Source organism: Solidesulfovibrio magneticus RS-1, from assembly GCF_000010665.1.
Taxonomy (GTDB): domain Bacteria; phylum Desulfobacterota; class Desulfovibrionia; order Desulfovibrionales; family Desulfovibrionaceae; genus Solidesulfovibrio; species Solidesulfovibrio magneticus.
On the sequence record NC_012796.1, the window covers coordinates 2,931,207 to 2,952,512 of the forward strand.

At 66.5% G+C, this 21,306-nt stretch carries 19 protein-coding genes; 9 read left to right on the forward strand and 10 right to left on the reverse strand.

The window, feature by feature from the left end:
- The first annotated feature begins 41 nt into the window (after positions 1-41).
- The 5 genes from DMR_RS12535 (at position 42) to DMR_RS12555 (ending at position 6,937) form a co-directional block, all read left to right on the forward strand.
- Positions 42-2,039 carry a glycosyltransferase gene (locus DMR_RS12535; RefSeq protein WP_015861287.1) on the forward strand — a complete coding sequence of 666 codons (1,998 nt, stop codon included), beginning with the start codon at positions 42-44 and terminating at the stop codon, positions 2,037-2,039.
- A 3-nt stretch (positions 2,040-2,042) separates the two neighbouring features.
- A complete protein-coding gene (locus DMR_RS12540) occupies positions 2,043-3,173 on the forward strand; it encodes a glycosyltransferase family 4 protein (RefSeq protein WP_015861288.1) in 1,131 nt (376 codons plus the stop codon).
- A 245-nt stretch (positions 3,174-3,418) separates the two neighbouring features.
- The gene (locus DMR_RS12545) at positions 3,419-5,113 is read left to right on the forward strand and encodes an FAD-dependent oxidoreductase (RefSeq protein ID WP_015861289.1); all 1,695 of its coding nucleotides are present in this window, start codon (positions 3,419-3,421) and stop codon (positions 5,111-5,113) included.
- 278 nt (positions 5,114-5,391) lie between these two features.
- Positions 5,392-5,808 carry a secondary thiamine-phosphate synthase enzyme YjbQ gene (locus tag DMR_RS12550; RefSeq protein ID WP_015861290.1) on the forward strand — a complete coding sequence of 139 codons (417 nt, stop codon included), beginning with the start codon at positions 5,392-5,394 and terminating at the stop codon, positions 5,806-5,808.
- Positions 5,809-5,866: 58 nt separating this feature from the next.
- Positions 5,867-6,937 (forward strand): acyltransferase, encoded by a 1,071-nt coding sequence (locus DMR_RS12555; protein WP_015861291.1) that lies wholly within the window; start codon positions 5,867-5,869, stop codon positions 6,935-6,937.
- 109 nt (positions 6,938-7,046) lie between these two features.
- Here the strand turns inward: DMR_RS12555 and DMR_RS12560 are convergent, their stop codons facing one another.
- From DMR_RS12560 to DMR_RS12570, 3 genes are read right to left on the reverse strand one after another with little or no spacing between them, the layout of a single operon-like run.
- Entirely contained in the window at positions 7,047-8,699 is a 1,653-nt protein-coding gene (locus tag DMR_RS12560; protein ID WP_015861292.1) for an alpha-keto acid decarboxylase family protein, read from the reverse strand.
- Positions 8,700-8,744: 45 nt separating this feature from the next.
- Positions 8,745-11,354 carry a PAS domain-containing hybrid sensor histidine kinase/response regulator gene (locus tag DMR_RS12565; protein ID WP_015861293.1) on the reverse strand — a complete coding sequence of 870 codons (2,610 nt, stop codon included), beginning with the start codon at positions 11,352-11,354 and terminating at the stop codon, positions 8,745-8,747.
- Entirely contained in the window at positions 11,351-12,193 is an 843-nt protein-coding gene (locus DMR_RS12570) for a transporter substrate-binding domain-containing protein (RefSeq protein WP_015861294.1), read from the reverse strand. The genes DMR_RS12565 and DMR_RS12570 overlap by 4 nt, the downstream gene beginning before the upstream one ends.
- A 212-nt stretch (positions 12,194-12,405) precedes the next feature.
- Between DMR_RS12570 and DMR_RS12575 the strand changes: the two genes are divergently transcribed.
- Positions 12,406-12,633, forward strand: coding sequence for a MoaD/ThiS family protein (locus DMR_RS12575; RefSeq protein WP_015861295.1), 228 nt, complete (start codon positions 12,406-12,408; stop codon positions 12,631-12,633).
- Positions 12,634-12,813: 180 nt separating this feature from the next.
- On the opposite strand, the gene DMR_RS12580 is transcribed toward DMR_RS12575, so the two are convergent.
- The 3 genes from DMR_RS12580 to DMR_RS12590 all read right to left on the reverse strand — a co-directional run bounded on the left by DMR_RS12580 (position 12,814) and on the right by DMR_RS12590 (position 15,252).
- A complete protein-coding gene (locus DMR_RS12580) occupies positions 12,814-13,260 on the reverse strand; it encodes a DUF3795 domain-containing protein (protein WP_043600636.1) in 447 nt (148 codons plus the stop codon).
- A gap of 106 nt (positions 13,261-13,366) precedes the next feature.
- On the reverse strand, positions 13,367-14,596 hold the full coding sequence (locus DMR_RS12585; protein ID WP_015861297.1) for an acyltransferase family protein: 1,230 nt from the start codon (positions 14,594-14,596) through the stop codon (positions 13,367-13,369).
- Positions 14,593-15,252, reverse strand: coding sequence for a TetR/AcrR family transcriptional regulator (locus DMR_RS12590; RefSeq protein WP_015861298.1), 660 nt, complete (start codon positions 15,250-15,252; stop codon positions 14,593-14,595). Before DMR_RS12590 ends, DMR_RS12585 begins: the two co-directional genes overlap by 4 nt.
- 252 nt (positions 15,253-15,504) lie before the next feature.
- On the opposite strand from DMR_RS12590, the gene DMR_RS12595 reads away from it, so the two are divergent.
- A complete protein-coding gene (locus DMR_RS12595) occupies positions 15,505-17,046 on the forward strand; it encodes a bactofilin family protein (protein ID WP_148208426.1) in 1,542 nt (513 codons plus the stop codon).
- Positions 17,047-17,253: 207 nt separating this feature from the next.
- Here the strand turns inward: DMR_RS12595 and DMR_RS12600 are convergent, their stop codons facing one another.
- The 4 genes from DMR_RS12600 to DMR_RS12615 all read right to left on the reverse strand — a co-directional run bounded on the left by DMR_RS12600 (position 17,254) and on the right by DMR_RS12615 (position 19,856).
- Positions 17,254-18,018, reverse strand: coding sequence for an enoyl-ACP reductase FabI (locus DMR_RS12600; RefSeq protein ID WP_015861300.1), 765 nt, complete (start codon positions 18,016-18,018; stop codon positions 17,254-17,256).
- A 205-nt stretch (positions 18,019-18,223) separates the two neighbouring features.
- Positions 18,224-18,862 (reverse strand): TetR/AcrR family transcriptional regulator, encoded by a 639-nt coding sequence (locus tag DMR_RS12605; RefSeq protein ID WP_043600639.1) that lies wholly within the window; start codon positions 18,860-18,862, stop codon positions 18,224-18,226.
- A 68-nt stretch (positions 18,863-18,930) separates the two neighbouring features.
- On the reverse strand, positions 18,931-19,353 hold the full coding sequence (locus tag DMR_RS12610) for a MauE/DoxX family redox-associated membrane protein (protein ID WP_015861302.1): 423 nt from the start codon (positions 19,351-19,353) through the stop codon (positions 18,931-18,933).
- Entirely contained in the window at positions 19,350-19,856 is a 507-nt protein-coding gene (locus DMR_RS12615) for a rhodanese-like domain-containing protein (RefSeq protein ID WP_015861303.1), read from the reverse strand. Before DMR_RS12615 ends, DMR_RS12610 begins: the two co-directional genes overlap by 4 nt.
- A 106-nt stretch (positions 19,857-19,962) precedes the next feature.
- Here DMR_RS12615 and DMR_RS12620 point away from each other — a divergent pair, with 106 nt between their 5' ends.
- Positions 19,963-20,796, forward strand: a complete 834-nt coding sequence (locus DMR_RS12620) for a rhodanese-like domain-containing protein (RefSeq protein WP_015861304.1) — start codon at positions 19,963-19,965, stop codon at positions 20,794-20,796.
- Positions 20,797-20,844: 48 nt separating this feature from the next.
- Positions 20,845-21,252: a YccF domain-containing protein gene (locus DMR_RS12625; protein ID WP_015861305.1), complete on the forward strand. Its 408-nt coding sequence runs from the start codon at positions 20,845-20,847 to the stop codon at positions 21,250-21,252.
- Positions 21,253-21,306 lie beyond the last annotated feature (54 nt).

Consider the following 21,306-nt stretch of genomic DNA (forward strand, 5'->3'; position numbering starts at 1 on the left):
ATCCGACACGCCCCGCAACCTCCCAAGCCAAGCGGACCTTCATGCGCATCACCATTGACGCCAGTTCCTTGTCCTATCCCAAACGCACCGGCATCGGCCGTTGTCTGGAATCCGTCCTGCCCCATCTGGCGTCCCTGGCCCAGGCGCGCGGCGACAGCCTGACCCTTATCTCGGGCCAGCCCGTGGTCAACGCCGCCGCCCTGGCCCTGATCGAGGCCGGAGCCGTCCGCGCCGCCACGGTCAACGTCCCCTCGCTCTACGCCTGGCAACAGGCCGGCATGGCCTGGCAGACGAAAGAAGTCGGCAGCGACGTGCACTACGCCCCGGACGGCCTGCTGCCCGTCGGCTTTACCGGCCGTAGCCTCGGCGTGGTCAACGACGTCCTGTGGAAGCGCATCCCCGAGACCCTGCCGCGCCACATCCGCTGGGTGTTCGCCTTGCGCCAGCGGGCCAGCCTGGAAAACCTCACCATACCGCTCTCGCTTTCGGCCTTCACCCGGGCCGAGGCCCTGGCCCTGTACGGCGAGGCGGCGGCTCGCATCCGCCCGACCAGCCTTTGCGCCGTGGACCACCACCGTTTCCGCCCGGCCCAGCCCGCCGATACGGGTGATGCTGGCGATATCGCTTCCCTGGCCGATTTCCGCGCCCGCCACGGCCTGCCGGAGGCCTTTTTCCTGTGCGTGGGCAACCTCATGGCCCACAAAAATCTCACCGTGGCCCTACGGGCTATGGCCCGGCTGCCCGAGGATGCCGTGTTGGCCGTGGTCGGCCACGGCGATCCTGGCGCACTGAGCGTAGCTGCCCTGGCGGCCAGCCTGTCCCCGGGCCGAGTGCGCTGCCTGGGCTATCTGCCCGACGACGATCTGCCCCTGGCCTACCGGGCCGCCGCCGCTTTCGTCTTTCCCTCGCGCTACGAAGGCTTCGGGCTGCCGCTGCTCGAAGCCATGGCCAGCGGCACGCCCGTGGCCTATGCCGAGGCCGCCTCCCTGCCCGAAGCCGCCGGCGGAGCCGGCCTGCCCTTCGCCCCGGACGACGACGCCGCCCTGGCCTCCATCCTGACCCGGCTTATGGCCGACCTCGACCTTCGCCGAGAGCAGATCGCCCTGGGCCTGGCCCGGGCCGCTGCCTTCTCCTGGCAGGACTGCGCCCAAAATGTCTTTGACGCCCTCATCGAGGCCGCCGGGGAAAGCGACAAGCGGCCCAAGGTCACCATCGTCACCCCATCGTACAATCAGGCCGTCTATCTGGAGCAGACGCTGACCTCCGTGGCCGGCCAGCAAAACGTGGCTGTGGAGCATATCGTCCTCGACGGCGGCTCCACCGACGCCACCCCCGACATCTTGTTGGCCTGGGACGGCCGGTTGGCGTTCTCGCGCTCGGCCAAGGACGACGGCCAGACCGCCGCCCTGGCCGAAGGCTTTGCCCGGGCCACGGGCGAGGTGTTGGGGTGGCTCAATTCCGACGACTGGCTGTGGTCCGACGACGCGCTTCGCGCCGTGGCCGAGGCCTTCGCCAAGCACCCCGACGCGGTCATGGTCACCGGCGACACCGTGCTGACCGACGCCGAGGGCAAGCCCGTCATGATCGACATGGTGCTGCCCTCCTCGCGCCAGATGCGCTACACCATGGCCGTGCCCCAGCAATCGACCTTTTTCCGCAAATCCGCCTACGAGGCGGCCGGCGGCATGGACACGACTTTTTCCTACTGCATGGACTTCGACCTGTTCGAGCGGATAAGCCGCCAGGGTCGCATCGTGCGCCTGCCCAAGGTGCTGGCCGCCTTCCGCCTGCACCCCTCGGCCAAGACCGCCACCTGGCAGGAGGTCTTTCGCCGCGACGTGGCCGCCTGCCAGCACCGCCACGGCTCCGGGTTCCTGCATGAACTCAAAATCAAGCTCGTGACCCTGGAAGTGCGTCTGGGTTCGGTCCTGGCCCAGCTTGGCGCCATCGCCAAGGGCCGGCCGTTGCCCAGCCACGTCAATTGCCGCCTGGAACCCCTGCGTGCCTATGCCCGCAAAAAACACGGTCTGGCCGGATAGCCCATGCGCATCGCCGTCAACGCCCGCACCCTGGCCTATCCCTCCGGCGGCCCCAAGGAATATCTCTTAAGCCTCATGCGGGCCATGCTCGACCTGGACGCCGGCCACGACTTCACACTTTTTTATTCCGATCCCAAGGACGTGGGCACCTTCCCCGAGGCCGAGGAAATCGTCCTGCCCACGGCCAACCGGCTGGCCTTCGACTGGCTGGCCCTGCCCCTGACCCTGCGCCGCCGCCGCTTCGACGCCGCCTTTTTCCCCTCGTCCAACATGCCCCCCGGCATTCCCTGCCCGGCCGTGGTGGCCATGCTCGACCTCGGCTACTTCCACCCGACGCTCTCCATGTACCGGGCCGCCGACACCTGCTACATGAAGTTCGCCATCCGCTACAGCGCCAGGCGCGCCGAGCGTCTGGTCGCCATCTCCGACTACACCCGGCGCGACGTCCTGCGCCTGACCCGGGCCAGGTCCGAACACGTCGCCGTCACCCACCTCGCCTGCGACCCCATGTACAAGGCCCCGGTAACTGACGACGCCCTGGCCCGCTTCCGCAGCGACCGGGACCTGCCCCAGGATTTCATTCTCTACAGCGGCAACGTCTCGCCGCGAAAAAACTTGCCCGTGCTCCTGGCCGCCTACGCCCGACTGGCTGACCGGACCTCTTGCGATCTGGTCCTCACCGGCGGCCTGGCCTGGAACGAAGATTTCAGCTCCCTGACGCGCCAACTCGGCCTGAACTCGCGGGTGCATCGCCTCGGCCATGTGCCGCGCGAGCACATGCCACTGCTCTACCGCTGCGCCAAGGCCCTGGCCTTCCCTTCACTCTTCGAAGGCTTCGGCCTGCCCATCCTCGAAGCCCAGGCCTGCGGCACGCCCGTGGTCTGCGCCAACGCCACCGCCCTGCCCGAAGTGGCCGGACGCGGCGCGCTGCTGGTCGATCCCGCCTCCATCGACGCCTGGACCCAGGCCCTCGCCCAGGTCCTTGCCGACGACGCCCTGCGCCGCACGCTCATCACCGAAGGCCACGCCAACGAAGCCCGCTTCACCTGGGAGCGCACCGCCCGCCAGACCCTCGCCAGCCTCGAAGCCGCTGCTGGGGGAGAGAAGACGTGCCTCCGGCGGCCGGGGGCCTGAGGCCCCCGGACCCCCCAACGAGAGAAAAAGTTAAAGGGGGGGCGACGGGGAGTGGTTCTTTGTCGGCTGGGAAGGCAACAAGGCTGGGTACGATGTTTGACGGCAACTAGCCTGCCCCCGCCACCCTGAATGGGGAGCGACGGTCTTGCAGGCCTTTTTAATTTACGGTATGAACAGTATCGTAATTAGCGCGCCTCCGGCCGCGGCAGCGGCCATACCATAGCGTCACCAAAGGAGAACGCCCCATGAGCAGAAAACGTATCGTCGTCATCGGCGGCACCGCCGCCGGCCCCAAGGCCGCCGCCCGGGCCAAACGCTTGGACGAAAACGCCGATGTCACCCTGCTGCAAAAAGCCCCCAACCTCTCCATGGCCTCCTGCGGCTACCCCTACTACGTCGCCGGCAGCGTCAAGGAGCGCGACAAACTCCTCGCCACCCCGGCCGGCGTGGTGCGCGATCCGGCCTTTTTCGCCGGGGCCAAGGGCGTGGCCGCCCTGACCGGCACAGAAGTCACGGCCATCGACCGCGCCGCCCATACCATCGCCTGGAAACGCGCCGCTTCCGGCGAGACCGGCCATCTCCCCTACGACAAGCTCATCATCGCCACCGGCTCCAGTCCCAAAATTCCGCCCATCCCGGGCCGCGAACTGGCCGGCGTCACGACGCTCGCCAGCCTGGAGGACGCCGACCTCCTGCGGGAAAAGGCCAAAGCCATGCCCGGCGGCCGGGCCGTCATCGTCGGCGGCGGGCTCATCGGCATGGAAACCTGCGAGGCCCTGACCGACGCCGGCCTGGCCGTCACCGTAGTCGAGGCCCTGCCCCAGATCCTCGGCTTCCTCGATCCCGAACTGGCGCTGCTTGTCGCCAACCACGCCAAGGCCAAGGGCGCGGCCGTGCTGACGGGCGTGGGCCTAAGCGAAATCCTCGGCGCGAACGGCGCGGTTTCGGGCGTGCGGCTGGCCGACGGCCGCGAACTGCCCTGCTCGCTCGTGGTGCTGGCCATCGGCGTGGCCCCCAACGTCGCCCTGGCCAAGGCCGCCGGCCTGGAACTTGGAGCCACCGGCGGCATCAAGATCGACGCCCACATGCGTACCTCCGACCCGGATATCTACGCCGCCGGCGACTGCGTGGAAGTGACCAATCGCCTGACCGGCCAGCCCATGCTGGCGCCCTACGGCGATCTGGCCAACCTCGAAGGCCGGGTGGCCGGCGAAAACGCCGCCCTGGGCGATACGGCGACCTTCCCCGGAACCATCGGCAGCGGCATCTGCAAGGTGTTCGATTTCGCCGCCGGCTCCACGGGCCTGTCCGAACGCCGGGCCAGGGAAGCCGGCATCGATGTCGTTTCGGCCGTCAACGCCGGTTCCGACATCCCGGGCTTCATGGGTGCCAAACTCCTCGTCTCCAAGATCGTGGCCGAAGCAAAAACCGGTCGTATCCTGGGCTTTTCCTGCGTCGGGCCGGGCAACGTCAACCGGCAGGTGGCCGAAATGGCCATGGCCATCCTCGGAGGCCTCACCGTGGACGATCTGGCCATGGCCGACCTGCCCTACGCGCCGCCCTACTCCCTGGCCATCGACCACGCCATCGCCTCGGCCCACATCCTCCAAAACAAGATGCGCGGACTTATGCGCAGCGTCGGCAACGGCGAAATCAAGGCCCGCCTCGACGCCGGGGACCGCCCCTTGCTCCTCGACGTGCGCGGCCCCAAGGAATTCGAGCGCACCCGCCTGGGCCTCGGCGAGACGCTCATTCCCGTGGGCCAATTGCGCAAACGCCTGGCCGAACTGCCCCAGGACAAGACCACGCCCATCGTGGCCTACTGCGGCGTGTCCATGCGGGCCTACGAGGCCCAGCGGATGCTCCTGGCCGCCGGCTACGACAACGTCACGGTCATGGAAGGCGGCCTGGCCGCCTGGCCGTTCGCGCGCGAGAAGTAGGTAAAAGTAAAGAGAGACAAAGAGGAAGATGCCTCCGGCGGCCGGGGGCCTGAGGCCCCCGGACCCCCCAGTTGGAGAAAAGTGTTAGGGGGTTTTCGACGCTGATTGGTTGTCTGCCCGGTCGGCAAGTCAAAGAGCATGAGGTACAATGCTGTTGCTTCGGCGGCCGGGAAAGGGGTTTCCCCTCTCCCGGCCCCTCTTTGTGGGGGCGAGGGTTACGAGCGCGACAAGCGCGGCTGTTTCGGCTACACCGGGCAAAACGTTTCGGAGCCGCGCCCATGAAAAGCTTTCGCAAGGAACTGTGGTTCAACGTCCCAGCCCGCCGTGGATTCGTCAACATCACCCGCGACGTCGAGGCCTGCCTCAAGGAATCCTGCGTCACCGAAGGCCTGTGCCTGGTCAACGCCATGCACATCACGGCCTCGGTATTTATCAACGACGATGAATCCGGGCTGCACCATGACTACGAAGTCTGGTTGGAAAAGCTCGCCCCCCATGAACCCGTGTCTGGCTACCGCCACAACGTCGGCGAGGACAATGCCGACGCCCACATGAAACGCCAGATCATGGGCCGCGAGGTCGTGGTGGCCATAACCCAGGGCCGCCTGGATTTCGGCACCTGGGAACGCATCTTCTACGGCGAGTTCGACGGCCGGCGCAAAAAACGCGTGCTGGTCAAGATCATCGGGGAATAGTCCCGCCCACCTGCAGCGACATTGCCCCTATGATCCTTCGCCCGCTTCCGTTTGCCCTATGAATGCCCATCATGCCTCTTCAGTACACGGCCCTCGGCCCAACCCCGGCCGCAAGCACTGGATCGACTGGCTGCGGGCTATCGCCGCCTTTGCCGTGGTGGTCATCCATGTCACCGCGCCGCTCTACGCCCAAATCGCCGTCCTGCATCGCACCGACTGGTGGATCGCCAACGTCGTCAACTGCGCCGTGCGCTTTGCCGTGCCGCTTTTCGTCATGCTGGCCGGCGCGCTGCTGCTCGGCCGTAACGAGAACGCCGCCGCCTTCTACGGCAAACGCGCCGCCCGCCTGTTGCCCGCCTTTGCCTTCTGGAGCGTGTTTTATCTGCTCTTTGCCTGGGCCACGGGCGGCGACGGCCTGGATATGCGGGAGCGCTTCGTCAATGCCGTGCTGGTCACCGGCGCGACCTATTACCACCTCTGGTATCTGCCCATGTTTTTCGGGCTCATGCTCGTCCATCCCTTCTTAAACGCCTGGCTCATCGGCCGGCGGCCCGAACGGGCCGATCTGGTCGCCTTTTTCGCGGTGGTCGCTTTTTTCGCGGCCCTGCACCAGGCGGCGGAACTCATCGAAGCCATCAAGGGCCTGCGCCTGGAATGGGCCGGGGCCTTTGCCTGGTTCGTAGGCTGCTACGCGGCCGGCTACGTGCTCGAAACGCGCCTGAACCGGCGGTTGCCCAATGTGCTGCTGGTCAGCGTTTTTGTGGCCGTCGTGGCCGTCGGGGCGCTGGGCAATTTCGCCCTGGTCATGGCCACGGGACTAGTCCAGCGGCAGTATCTGCTGCCGGATGCCGGCGTCGCCGTCCTGGCCCTGACAGCGGCCTTGTTCTGTCTTTTCCGGCAAAACGCCGCATCGTTGCCCCAAAGCCGGTTCATTGCCGCGGCGGCCGAAGCGAGCTTTGGCGTCTACCTCATCCATCCGGTCTTTTTGTACGTCCTCGACCACGCCCTGCCCCTGCCTCAGCGAGGGGCGGCCTGGTACATTCCGTTGGCAGCGATGGGCGTCTTCCTCGCCTCCTTCGGGACCATCGCGGCCTTGCGCCGCATCCCGCTTTTTCGCTCCGTCTGCTGAGGCGCGGCCGCGCCGCCGCCTTACCGCCTCGCCCTCGACGACAAAGCCCGGACAACGGCGCGCCAACGTCGTTGCCCGGGCCTGTAAAAAAACGAAAAGTCATACCCCGTTATTTGGCGCTGGCGTAGAGCGTCTTGATGGACTCCCCGAGTTTCTGGGCCAGAGGCGAGGCGGCCATGCGGTCCATGACCACTTCAATGTAGGCTCCCGTGCCGCAGCTCTCGGCCTTGGCCATGGCCGCTTCCAGCTCGGCGTTGGTCGTGACCTTGGCGCAGTACCAGTCCGATAGCCCAAACGCGGCCGGCAGCTCGGCATACTTCCAGGGAGCCAAGTCGTTGTAGGAACTCATGGGGTTCTTGCACAGCAGGCGCTCGATCAGATAGCCGTCGTTGTTGAGGCAAAAGACGATGGGCTTGAGCCCATGCAGGCCGAACTGCCCGAGTTCCTGCACGGTCATCTGGTGCGCGCCCTCGCCGGTGAAAAGCAGCGTGCGGCGATCCGGCGCGCCAAGGGCCGCGCCAAAGGCGGCCGGCGTGGCCCAGCCGATGGCTCCCCACAAGGTCTGGTTGAAAAATTCCGCCCCCTCGGGCATCAGCGCAAACCCCAGGCCCATGGACACCGTGCCGGTCTCGGCCATGACGATGTCGCCGGGACGCAGGAATTTCTCCCAACGCGGATAGAGGTAGTCCGGGGTGATGGGATCACCCGGCGCGCCCTTGGGCTCGCCCAGGCCCTTGGCCCGGGGGTGGCTGATGGTCTTGGCCGGCAAAAGGCGGTCCAGCCCGGCCAGGACGTCACGCATTTCGACGTTGGGGAAGGTGGCGTAACCCACCCGCACCTCGTGCTGCATGACAGCGATCATGCGGCTTTGGTCGATGTGGGCGGTAAAAGCGCCAGTGTTGAAATCACTCCAGTGCGCCCCGAGGTTGAGCACCAGATCGCAGCCTTCGACGAAATCGCGCACTTCCGGGTTCATGATGCGCCCGTCGTAGAGTCCGACATAGCCGGGCAGCGTCTCGTCCAGGGCCGTTTTGTCCATGAACATGGTGGCAAAGGGCAACCCGGTCCGCTCCAGCAACTCCCGGGCGGTCTGGCGCAGCCCGAGCCGGGCGATGAGGTAGCCGGCCAGGACCACGGCCGTGCCGGCCCCGGCGAATTTCTCGGCCATGGCCTCCAGGCAGGCGGCCAGGACGGCCGGGTCGCTTACCGGCGCTTCCGGGGCGCAGACGTACTCCCCGGGCAGGGCCTTGTTGGCCTGGTCCTGGGGCAGGGCCATGTAGACCGGCCGATTGCGGGTCAGCCCCGCCTCGATGCAGCGTTCGATCTGGCAGGCGGCGTTTTCAGCCGTCAAAATGGCGCTGGCGCAGGCCACGGGCTTGGCCATGGCGGCAAAGGCGTCGAACTGGCCGTCGCCCAGGGTGTGGTGGACCACCCGGCCCAGGCGCTGGGTGGAGATGCTGGGCATCCCGACCAGATGGAACACGGGCAGATGTTCGGTGTAGGAGCCGGCCACGCCGCAGATGGCCGACAGCTCGCCCACGCCGTAGGTGGTGCACAGCGCGGCCTTGCCGCGCACCCGGGCATAGCCGTCGGCGGCGTAGGCGGCGTTGAGTTCGTTGGTGCAGCCGATCCAGCGCATGTCCGGATCGTCGTCAATGGCGTCGTTTAAGGCAAAGGAGAAATCGCCGGGTACGCCAAAGACGTCGGTGACGCCGATGGCCTTGAGGCGCGACATGAGCAGTTCGATGACGGTCTGGGGCATGGAAATCCTCCGCTGGATACGGCTTAAAGTGATCGGTGCCGGGCCTCAGGCTACACCAATTCCCGTGCGGCCGGCCAGGGCCCGGCCCACGGCCTCGCGCAACAGGCCCACGTCCACGGGCTTGGACAGGTAATCGTTCATGCCGCAGGCGAGATAGCGCTCCTTGTCGCCCTCCAGGGCGTGGGCGGTGACGGCGATGATGGGCACATGCCGGTCAACGCCCGGATGCGCGCCTTGCCGGATGCGCCGGGCCGCCTCGTCGCCGCTTAGGCGCGGCATCTGGATATCCATGAGCACCACATCAAAGGAATGCGCGGCCAGGGCGTCCAGAGCCAGATCGCCGTCTTCCACGGCCTCGACCGTATAGCCCATTTTGCCGAGCATGACGACCGTGGCCAGACGGTTGACGGCGTCGTCCTCGACCACCAGCACCCGGGCCGGGCCTTCCGGCGTTTTCGCCTGCCGCGCCTTGACCACAGCGTCCTTTGGGGCTTGCTCCAGTTTGCATGGCAGGGAAAAATCGATGCGGGTGCCCACGCCCACCCGGCTTTCCACGGCGAGAAAACCACCAAGCAGGGTCAACAGGCGTTTGACGATGCCAAGCCCCAGGCCCGTGCCGCCAAAGCGCCGGGTCAGGGAGCCGTCGGCCTGGGTGAAAGGCTCGAACACGTCGTCGAGCTTCTCCTCGGGCATCCCGATGCCGGTGTCGGCCACGGTGAAAAGGAGCACCGCCGCCTGGCCGCGCTGCGAAGCCAGGGCGATGTCCAGGCGCACCGAACCGGCCTGGGTGAATTTGATTGCGTTGCCGACCAGATTAAACAGTATCTGGCGCAGTCGCGCGCCGTCCGTCAGCACTCGGGCCGGCACATCCGGGGCCACGACCAGCCCGGCGTCAATCCCCCTGGCCCGACATTCGATGGAAAGCGCCCCAAGCACATCGGCCGTCACGTCGCGTACGTCCACGGGCGTGGATTTGATGACCATGGCTCCGGCTTCCAGCAGGCTGAAATCGAGGATGTCGCCGAGCACCCTGGTCAGCCCCCGGCCGCATTTGAGGGCCGTGGTCACGTAGCCGGCCTCCTCGCGGCCGAGAGGCGCTGTTTCAAGAAGCTGGAGCATCCCGAGCACCCCATTGAGGGGGGTTCGGATCTCGTGGCTGATGTTGGCGAGAAACTCGCTTTTGGATTGGCTGGCCGTCTCGGCCACAACCATGGCCCGGCGCAGATCGCCCTCGATGCGCTTAAGGGCGCTGACATCGAAGTAAAAGCCGTCAAAGAGCACCACCCGCCCGCTTCCCGGGCGCGGCGCGGCCCGGAACTGGCCCCAAATCACGCCGCCGTCCGGAGCCAAGATACGGGCCTGAACATCGAACGGCTCGCCCGTGGCCATGCTCTGGATCTCGGCCTGGCGCAGGCGCTCGCGGTCGTCTTCAACAATGCTGGCAAAGACCAGCTCGGCGTCGGCCAGGGCCAGGGCCACGGGCAGCCCCAGGATGCGTTCCAGGCCCTGACTCACGTAGAGGAAGCGGTGGTTGCCGGCCGAGTCCACCTCCAGGGTGTAGATGACGCCATCGGGAAGGTTGTCGCCCAGGCTGCGCAGCATGGCCTCGCGGCCGCGAAGCGCCTCCTCTTCGCGGCGCAGCTCGGTGATGTCCCGGCAGATGTCCAGGCGCACCGTGGCCTCGCCCAGGCGAAACCGCCCGGACTTGACGGAAACCAGGCGCTCGTCGCCGGCGGCCGTACGCATCCGGGTTTCCCGGATGGTGGTGAGGCTGCCGTTTTGACCAAGCACCGAGGCCGGGGCGTCGTCGTCGGCCGGGTCGGTGAGGCCCACGGCCTCGGTGGTGCGGCCGATGAGGGTTTCCGGCGGGTAGCCCCATTCGGCGGCCAAGGCCCGGTTGCAGTCGAGGATGCGTCCCGTGTCGTCGTCGACGACCAGGATGGCGTCGCGGGCCTGATCGAACAGGCTGCGGTATTTGTCTTCGCTGGCCAGCATGGCCTGTTCGGCCTTGCGGCGGCGGGAGCCGGCGATGGCCAAGCTCGCGGCCAGAAAGGCCAGGAAGGATATCCAGGCGAAAAAGAGGATGTTGTTGAGGCGGGTTTGCCGGCTGGCGGCGGCGTCCATGCACCTGCGCACGGTTTCGCTCAGGGCGTCGGCCTGTTTTTCCAGGGCGGCGAAGGCGGCCTGACGCTCGACGCCCAGCCACGCTCTGTTGTCAGACACGGCCGCCATGCCCTGCATGGCCAGCTCCCGAAACGCGGCAATGGAGGCGGCGTAACGATCCAGGTTTTGAATAAACGGTTCACGCTCGGCCTGCCCCTCCCCCACAGCCTCGGCCTTGCCCATGGCCCGAGCAATATCGCGGCAGCTCTCCAGGGCCTGATCGAAGAACGCTTCCACGTCCGGAACGCGCACATGCCGCTCGCCGGCCATGTATCGCTCCACACCCAGGTAGGCTTTGACCGTATCGGCCCGCGCGTGCTGCAATTCTTCCAATACCGGCGGATAGGCTTCGAAGTTCTCCCGCCAGGAAACATTGGTCCACCACAACAGCAGGCCGGTCAACAAGGCGGCCATGGCCATGGCGTAGAGGTGCAAGTCGATCCAGCCGTTCGCGCCGGCCCGACGGTCGAGGGGCATGACGGCAAGGCTCATCGCGACAGGCTCCAGAGCGGCAGGTTTTGCCGCCCAAAGCCCAGGGGCTCGATGCGGGCAGCCAAGCCTTGAGAACCGACCACATCGCGCAGGGCATCGTTGACGGCCTCGGCCAGCCGGGCGTCGGCCTTGCGCAGGGCAAAGGCGCTCTCCCCGGCCGGCAGGGCCGCCGGCTGGACAAAGGGCTTGGCCTCTTCGGCCTCGCCCTGGCTCTCGCCGGCCAGCCAGCGCACGGTGGGGCCGGAGAGGGCCAGGCAGTCGGCCCGTCCCGAACGCACGGCGGCCAGTCCCGCGCCAGGGTCAGGAACGACGAACAGGCGTTGTCTGGGCAGGCCCATGGCGAGCAAGGCGGTTTCTTCAACGGAGCCGTCGAGAACGGCGGCGACGGCGTCCGGGGCCGCCGCGACGTCTTCGTAGGAGGCCAGTTTCCGGGGATTGCCCTGCCGCACCAAAAGGCTCTGGCCGACCCGGGCGTAAGGCAGGCTGAAAAGCACCCGCCCAGCCCGTTCGGAGGTGATGAAAAGGCCGTTGGCGAGCAGGTCGATTTGTCCGGCTTCCAGGGCGGCCAGGGCCTGGCCGAAATCCAGCAGCACCCAGCGGATGCGCGGGGCGCCAAGCCGGGCCAGCACGGCCTTGGCGGTCTCCGGCCCGACGCCCGTGACCTCGCCGGCCGGCGTACGGAAGGCGTAGGGCGGCTCGCTGGAATACCCCACCCGGATCTCCCCGCCGGCCCAGGGCGGCGACGGCTGGACGGAACCGGAACGGAGATAGACCAGGGCCAGGAGCGTGCCCGCGGCGAAAAACAGCGTTACGGCGATGTAGCCCCAGATTTTGTTCATGCGCCCGCCAGGGTGACGGTTGGGACATGCCGACCCGCCAACGACAAGCGGGCCTTTGCTATCCTCCACCCTATACACGGCAGGCGTATCCTAGGCAACGCCTCCCTGGCCAACCAGCGGCAGTGGCCAACCAACAACGATGGACAACCGGACCTTGCAACGCTTAAAAGAACATAAAAAGGCCGCGCCATCGGCCCCACAAGGAGACGGCCATGCCCATCGACCTGCGCTGTTTCGCCACCCTGGCCCCGCTCATGCCGGCCAATGCCGGCGCGTTTCCCATCGCCCCCGGGGAGACCGCCCTGGAACTGGTCCGACGTCTGGACATTCCCCTGGAAGAAATCAAGCTCGTGTTCGTCAACGGCGCGGCCGCGTCCCTGGACACCGTGCTGGCCGACGGCGACCGGGTCGGCATCTTTCCGCCCGTGGGCGGCGGCTGAGCCGCGCCGCCCTTCCGGGCCTCGGCGCGCTCCTCTTTGACGCATTGCTCGGGCTCGACGGACGCGCCGTCTGAAGCGCTCGCCCCGTCAGGCAAGCGGCCGCGCGTTTTGAAGCGGCTTTGCCGCAACGGCGCTGCGCCGCTGTGGCCGCCGGTCCTCGGGCCTTTTGGTCGTTCGGCCTTAGTAACGCGGCCGACCGGCCTGCCAGGCGGCATAAGCGGCCAGCCCCATTTCGGCCATGCGCCGGTTGTTGTCGCGCCAGCGCTCGGCCAGACCCGGCGGCAGCCCTGGATCGCAGCCGGCGAAGTCCGGGCACTGGAAGCAATAGCCCACGCCCCGCTCCCGGGTGCAGTCCTTGACCCGGCAGTCGCCCAGCAGACAGTTGCCCGTGCGGCAGCCCGAGCAGCCGCCCTTGCCCAGGCGTTCAAGGACCCCCTCGAAAGCGGCGTAGGCGTCAAACACCGGATCGAGCCGGGCAAAAAAGGCCGCCCGCTGGCCAAAGCCGCCCAGTTCCCGGGCCAGCTCCCGGGACAGCCGGCCGATGGGGCTGTCCGGGTTGTCCAGGCAACGGCCGCAGTCCAGGCCGCACGGGGCGATGCGCTCTTGCAACGCGGCTTCTTCGGTCATGTCCATACTCCTTCGGTCTTGATTCATCCTCACGGCCACGCCGGCCCGAGGCGCTTTGCCCCAGCGCGGTGCGCCGGCATCCCGGTCCAGGGTCGCCGACGCGCCTTTATCCCCAAAACACGGCGCAGCCCACAAACGCCAGCCCGACCAGGGCCGGCCGGGTCCAGGCCCGGCGGCCGCACAGCCTGGTTGCCCCCAGACAGACGAAAATCGGCAGGATAGCGCACACGGCGATCTTGACCACTACCGGCACGGCCGTGCCGCACAGCCAGTACTGCAGCACCACCACCGGCGGGAAGTGGTACAGGTACAAATCAAACGACGTCCGTGACAAGCCCGGCCGCCGCCAGAACGCCCCGGCCCTGGCCCGGCCGACAAGCGCCACGGCCAGGGCCGTGGCGGCCAGGGCGAAAGCCGTGCGGGCCAGACCATGGACCAGGGCCAGCGGGACAGAGGGCGCGCCGGACGCCCAGGCCTGCATGGCCTCGCCGCCGGTCCTGGCCATGGCCGCCAGGGTGAAAATAAACGCCAGCCCCCAGCCCCAGGGCCGACCGGGCAGGCCGTGATCGGGCGACCAGCCGCGCTTCCAGACAGACGCGCCGAGCAGGAACAATCCGGCATAAAGTGGCAGCCTCGTGGGCTGGAACACCAGAAACGGCCCCAACCTGGCCCAGGCTGGGTCCGGGCAGGCCATCTGTCCGGCTCCGGCCGCCAGGCCGACGCCCGGGGCCAGCAGGCCAATACGGCCCAAGCTCCACCCCCCCCAACTCCCACGCAGCGTCAGCCCGGGCCCGACCGCCAGCCGCGCACCGGCCACAACCAGGCAAAAAACGAACAACATGGCCAAAAACCACAGATGAAACGACCACAGAAGCGTCTGGGACACCTTGGCGGCGTCGGCGCTGGCGAAAAGCAGGAAACGCCAATCCAGGGCCGTTGGCGCAAGAGCCAGCCAGTGGGCGAAAAAGCCATCCAGGCCGCCTTTGTCGCGGTAATCGACATAAGCGATGATCGGGCAGAAAAATAATGTCAGCCCGACAAGCGGCACGACGAGCCGCCTGGCCCGGCCGGCCAGAAAGCCGCCCAGGCCGCGCCGGCCAAGGGACGGCAGAACGAAATACCCGGCCACGGCGAAAAGCAGCGGCATGGTCGCGCCGTCGCAGATCAGCAAGATGAGGTCTGCCAGGGCGCTCTTGGCCGGATCGCGCACATACCACCAGGGCACATAGGCGCTGTAGGCCACGGCGGCGTGCTGGAGCACCACGGCCAGGACGCCGGTCAGCCGTAGGGCGTCAAGCTGCCAAAATCTCTCCGTGGCCTGCTTGTTTGAGATCACGTCGCGCCTCCTTGGCGGGCTTGCCCAACGGCCCGAAGTCCGGCCAGGGCGTGGCGGAAGCACTGCTCGGCAAACACCGGCCAATGCTCGGCCATGGGCGGATGCTCGGGCACGATGCGCTGATGGTTTTGCCACAGCAAGGCCTGATACAGGCAGGGTCCCAGGACGCAGGACATCATGGCCACCAGGGTCGTGACGGGCGCGTCCGGGCCGGCGAATTCGGCCATGAGCCCCAGCATGGCCAGGGTCTGGGGCCGGCTGTGGCGCTCGGCCATGTCGCCGAGAAAGGGCGTGGGGTTGGCCAGTTCCATGGCCCACAGGCGCAGGAAAGCGTCGCCGACCTCGCCGTGGGCAAAAAGCACCTGGCAATACACCTCAATAAGCAGCCGCAAACGCTCCTCGGGGCCGTCCCCGGCCTTGGCCTCGTCCAGCAGGCGCTGGCGGAACCGCTGGTCGGCTGCGGTAAAAAGCACCTCCAGCACGGCCTGATACAGCTTGTCCTTGCCGCCGTAATAATACTGCACGGCGCTGACGTTGACACCGCCGGCCTCCTGGCACACGGCCCGCACGGTGGCCCCTTTGTAGCCCTTGGCGGCAAAGGTCCGCAGGGCGGCCCAAAAAAGCTTATCCTTGATCCCGACCTCGCTGGCGTCCATGACCCCTCCGAAAACATTTGTTTCAAACAATTGTTTGCAACCAGTGCCCAAAAGCCACGACCTCGTCAAGGGGGGGAAGTCGTCCCGCATCGCCAAACCCCAAGCCCGGGGTCGGGCCGCTTTTCCTTGCCAAGAGCCGATCCGTCACTTATTTGAAACACTAGCGGCAGTGTCTGGAATGTGGCTTGGCGCGTGGCGCGCCCTGGAGAGTTTGTGATCGCGGAACGAGACTTGCATAAAAATGGGGGAAGCATGGACAAATTGACACCCCCCTCCAGCAGCACGACAGCGACGCGCGGCAGCGTCATCGTGGCCGTCATCGGCGCGATCATCGTCCTGGGTGTGTTGGCGGCGGCCATCCAGAAGCAGTTCGGCACGTCGTCGAGTTCCGTGGTGACGGAAAACCGGGCCGACAGCGCCACCTATGCCGCCTATTCCGGTCTCGCTTTCGCGGCGGCGCAAAACGACAGCGCCCTTGCGGCCATGCACACGGCCGGGGCCACCAACTACACCCTGGCCACCGGCCTCACCTTCAATCTGACCGTGGGGGCGAAAAATACTGGAACTGGAAAATATCCGGTAAGCGTCATCGGCACGGCCAACCCTGGCGCAGGCTATGAAGCCAACGCCTACATGTCGGCTTCCATCACGCCGGTCTCTTCGGGCGGCGGTGAAGATGACGGAGGCGTGTCGGATTACGTCATGTCATCAGGCGGCACGGCCAAAGTGGCCGGCTATGTGGCCGGCGACGTCCTGGCCAACACCGTCACCCTGCAAGGCGGTTCCACCGTGGCCGGATCCCTCACCACCACATCGACCACCACGCCGCTGGTCATCAGCGGCGGCGTCACCGTGGGCGGCACGGGAGAGGTCATCTGTTCCAATTCGAGCATCACGGTGAGCGGCGGCTCCGACGTGGTCAACGGGACGCTCTATTCCCAGGGCGACGTGACCATCGACGGCGGGGCCACGGTCAACGGCGACATCTACGCCAAGGGCAGCGTGACCGTCAGCGGCGGCTCCACCGTCAACGGCAACATCCACAGCCAAGCCTCGGTCAGCCTGACCAGCGCCAAGATCGGTTCTTCCACGGTCAAGCGCTTCATCTACGCGGCCGGCACGGTGACGGCCACCGGCGGCTCGACCATCTATGTGGACATCCACAGCCAGACCAACATCGCCCTGCAAAACATCACCGTCTACGGCAACATGTACGCCAAGACCGGCGTCACTACCCAGCAATACCTGACCCACCTCTACGGCAACATCTACACGAACCCGACCGCGCCGACAGCGCCGGTGGCCTGCGCCAGCTACACCGCGCCCACAGCGCCGATATTTACGGCTTCAACGGCCCGGAATATTACCAGCCAGACCACCATAACGGCGGGAAACTACTACTATACCTCGTTTAGCACAAATTGGATCGACCTCTGCCTCGACGTTTCCGGCGGCGACATCAACATCTTTGTCTCGGGGAATGCCTCCAGTAACGCCACTATCTACGTTAAAACGTCAACATCGGGAAACTGCTTCACCAACAGCAACAAGATGAACAGCATTGACGAAACATTTTCCGCCTCAGCCGCCAAGGTCTTCCTCTACACGGGGGGAACCTTCACCCTGGGCGGCGGCGTGGACTGGTTCGGCACGGTGCTGGCAAACGGCAACATCTATCCCGGCGGCGGCTCTTCCATCATCGGTTCGCTGCACAGCATCAACGGCTCGGTCAACCCCAACAGCACCTGGTACGAGATCAAGTACGTCCAGTCGAACTACCTGAGCAGCCACTAAGGCTTGCCTGCGGCATCCAATGAAAAAGGCCGGAATATCCCGGCCTTTTTCATGAGAAGCCACTTGGCGTTTACGCTTGATGATGGGCCAAGGCGTTTGCCCCTGGCGCGCAGCGAACAAGGCTGCGTGCCCTTTTCACGGCTATCCGGCTTTTGAGACCTTGTGGCTTCAAGGCCCGCTCAAGCGAGCACTGTGCGCCGCACGGGCCTACACGCCCATGATGTTATAGCCGGAATCGACGAAAATCACCTCGCCCGTGGTGCCCGACGACAGGTCCGAGGCCAAGTACAGGGCGCAGCGGCCGATATCCTCCAGGGTGATGTTGCGCCCCAGCGGGGAACGGTTCTCAATGGTCTCCAGGATGGTGCGGAAACCATGAATGGCAGAAGCGGCCATGGTCTTGACCGGGCCGGCGCTGATGGCGTTGATGCGCACGCCGCGCTTGCCGAGGTCCACGGCCAGATAGCGCACGCTGGCTTCCAGGGCCGACTTGGCCACGCCCATGGCGTTGTAGTTGGCCACGACCCGGCCCGAGCCGTAGTAGCTCAGCGTCATGACCGAGGAGCCGGGGGTGAAAAGCGGCTCAAAGGCCCGGCACAAGGCGACCAGGGAAAAGGCGGAAACGTCAAGAGCCACGCGGAAGCCCTCGCGGCTGGTGTCGATGAACCGGCCGGCCAGGTCCTCGCGGTTGGCGTAGGCGATGGAATGGACCAGGCAGTCCACGCCGCCGAGCTTTTCGCCGACGAACCGGGTCGCTTCGGCGATTTCCTCGTCGCTGGAGACGTTGCACTGGAAGATGCACTCGGCCCCGAGTTCGGCGGCGATGGGTTCGATGCGCTTGCGGATGGGTTCGGCGGCGTAGCCAAGGGCCAGCCTGGCCCCCTGCTCGCGCAGGACCTTGGCGATGCCGTAGGCGATGCTGCGTTCGTTGACCACGCCGAAAATCACGACTTTTTTATCCCGCATCAGCATGGGTTTCTCCTTGCCGGGACGCCCGGCGTTATGCCTCTGGGGCGGCTGAGGCCGCCCACATGCGGCGTGTCATCCCAGGCTCCAGAACTGTATCACACTCCCGACCGCCGCCCCACCAACGCCCCCCTTGACCTAGGTGGGGTTTCCAAAGGGGCTCAGCCTCTTTGGCCGCCGGGGGCATTCCCCCGCTTCTCCCCGTCTTCGCCTACTGCCGGGTCTCGGCCTCACGGATAAGCCCGGACAGCAGCAGATCCAGGGCACGGTTCACGCGTTCGCGGTCGGCGTCGTCGTAGAGGTTAAGCCCGCCGAAGACGCCGCTTTGGCGGGAGCGCACGGTCAAGAAGATGGCCGCGCCGCCGAGCACGGCCACGATGGCCGTCAGGTCCAGGCTTTCGGGCACGTCGCCGGTGACAGACTCGAAAAATTCCAGAGCCGAGCGCACGCGGGGGTATTCCAACAGCCGGGTGTAGCGGTTGCGGGACATGAGTTCCCAGGCCAGGATGTCCAGGGTGCGCGGCCGGGCGAGCAGGCCCCGGATGGTGGCCTTGAAGAAATGGGCCAGCTGGGCGCGCGGCGGCATGGCGGCGAAACGCTCTGCCACGTCCTCGCGCAGTTCGTCCACGGTGGGCCAAAAAGCCGAGGACTGGCCAAAGGCCGTGACCACGTCGTCGAAGTCCTGGAAGTGGCGCAGGATGACGCCGCGTTCCAGGCCGGCCGTCCGGGCCAGGAGGTCGAGGGAGAGCCCGTCGAAGCCTTGTTTGGCGAGCAGGTCGCCCAGGGCTTCCAGGATGCGCTGGCGCACCGTGCGCGGCTTGCCGATGGGAATGATCTTGACGCCGGACATGGTCCCCCTAGGGTCGCGTCCTTGATATGAACGCATCGCGTTTCACAGGAACCAGCAAAAGCCCTTTGTCATGGGGCGCGCCTGGCCCGGAGAAAGACGTCCAGGGTCACGAGCAAGCACACGGCCATGATGGAGCCGTCGCGGATGAAGGTGGCCTGGGAGATGGCGTCGTCGGCCTTGGTGGTGAAGCAGCCGCACTGGGTGGCGATGCCCTTGTGCCAGGCCCAGGCCATGGCCGCGAGAAAAACGGCCATCATGAGGCTGGCCGAAAGGGACGCGCCCCGGGCCACGAAGCCGGTGAGAAGACACATGCCCACCACGACCTCGATCCAGGGCAGGGTAAGCGCCACGGCGGATACGGCCATGTCGGGCAATATTTGGTAATTGCGGATGATCTTGGCAAAGGCCATGGGATCGACGATCTTGTCCCAGGCCGCGAAAAGAAACACCAGACCAAGGGCCATGCGCAGCAGTACGAAGAACACCCTCATGCCCCGCCCTCCGTGGGTCCGCCGACGGCCAGCCAGCCGTCGAAGCCTTCCGGCATCACCGTGACGAACGTGAAACCAGCCGTGCGCAATGCTTCGCCGAGTTCCTTGCTCTTGTCGCACAGCAGATTGCCGCAGTAGACGACGATGCGGTCCTCGGCCCGCAGGCCGAGGTTGCCGGCGGCGGCGTCGAGATCGCCGTACATGGCCTCCTGGGGCAGGTTCTTGGCCCCGGCCACACGGTGCATGGAAAATTCCTCGGCCGTGCGGGCATCGACGAAAACCACCCCGGGCTTGCCGAGCATGGTCACGGCGGCATGGGGATCGATGGTCTCCAGGCCGCGCCGCAAGGCGTCACGTTTATCCAGGGCGGCAAAATCCACAATCCAGGGCACGGGCTCCTGCCGGGCCATGTTCATGGCCACGGACAGGCCGACGCCCAGGATCACGATGACCGCCAACTCCAACCAAAGCGGCGCAAGCCGCCGCGTCACAACCCCCGCCATACCATCCCGCCTTGACAAGGTTTCCCGCCCACGAGCATATATTCCGTCGTAAGGGCTTGCTATCCTACACGCAGCCCCAAGCGCAACCCGCAACACGGAGCCAGCCATGTCAACCGACGCCGTCCCGGCCATCCAAAACGTCTCGGCCGACGAGGCGCGCCGCCTGCTCGACGCCGCCCGGCCGGGCGAGATCACCCTTCTCGACGTGCGCATGGAGCCGGAATACGAAGAATTCCACCTGCCTGGCGCGAAGCTCGTGCCCCTGCCCGAGCTGCCCGACCGCCTCGGGGAAATCGACCAGGCAAAGCCCGTTGCCGTGTATTGCCGCTCGGGGATGCGCAGCGCCGCCGCCGCGAAACTCTTGGCCGGAGCGGGATTTCCCCGCGTGGTCAATCTGCTCGGCGGGGCCATGGCCTGGCAGGGCGCGGCGGCGGTTGGCGCGCCGGACGCCGGCATGACGCTGCTCTCCGGAGCAGAAACCCCGCGCCAGATCCTCCTGGCCGCCCTGGGCATGGAAGCGGCGCTGGGCGGCTTTTACCAGAAGTTGGCCGACGCGGCCGGGGACGCCGAAACCGCCGCCACGTTTTCCCGGCTGGCCGGCTTCGAGGAACGCCACTTGCGCCATGTCCATAGCCTGTATGCAAAGGAGACCGGTGAGACAGCCGACCTGGAGGCGCTTGTGGCCGGGACCGGACCGGAACTGGAAGGCGGACTGCCGGCGACGGCTTTCCTGGAAATGCTCGGCGGCGAACCGGCCTCGGCCCGGGAGGCCCTGGAGCTGGCCGCCTCGGTGGAAGCCCAGGCCCTGGACCTGTATACCCGGCTGGCCCGGCAAACCGGCGACAAAGCAGCCAAAACCCTGTATGAAACCCTGTCCCTGGAAGAAAAAGCCCACCTGCGGGCCGTGGCCAACCTGCTGGCCCGGCTGCCCGAGGCTTAAGCCGGCGCGCCCGGCTCGATTCACGATCAACCGCTCAAGGAGCACCTCATGGCCCCGGTCAATTTTCTCATGAACATCCTGTGGCTCGTTCTCGGCGGCTTGTGGCTGGGCATCGGCTGGTACCTGGCCGGCGTGGTCATGGCCATCACCATCATCGGCATCCCCTGGGCCCGGGCCTGCTTTGTCATGGGCAACCTGTCGTTTTGGCCCTTTGGCAAGGAAGTGGTGGACCGCCGCGACGTGTCCGGCCCGGACCTCGGCACCGGAACCTTCGGCTTTATCGGCAACGTCATCTGGTTCGTGCTGGCCGGGGTGTGGTTGGCCATCGGCCACCTGCTGGCGGCCGTGGCCAACTTCGTGACCATCATCGGCATCCCGTTCGCGTTGCAGCACCTCAAGCTGGCCGGCCTGGCCCTGGCCCCCATCGGCAAGACGGTCATCGACAAGCGCTACTAGATTCGCCTTATCAACCGGGCGCGGCGAGCGCAGCAGCCGACCCGGCGGCCGCGC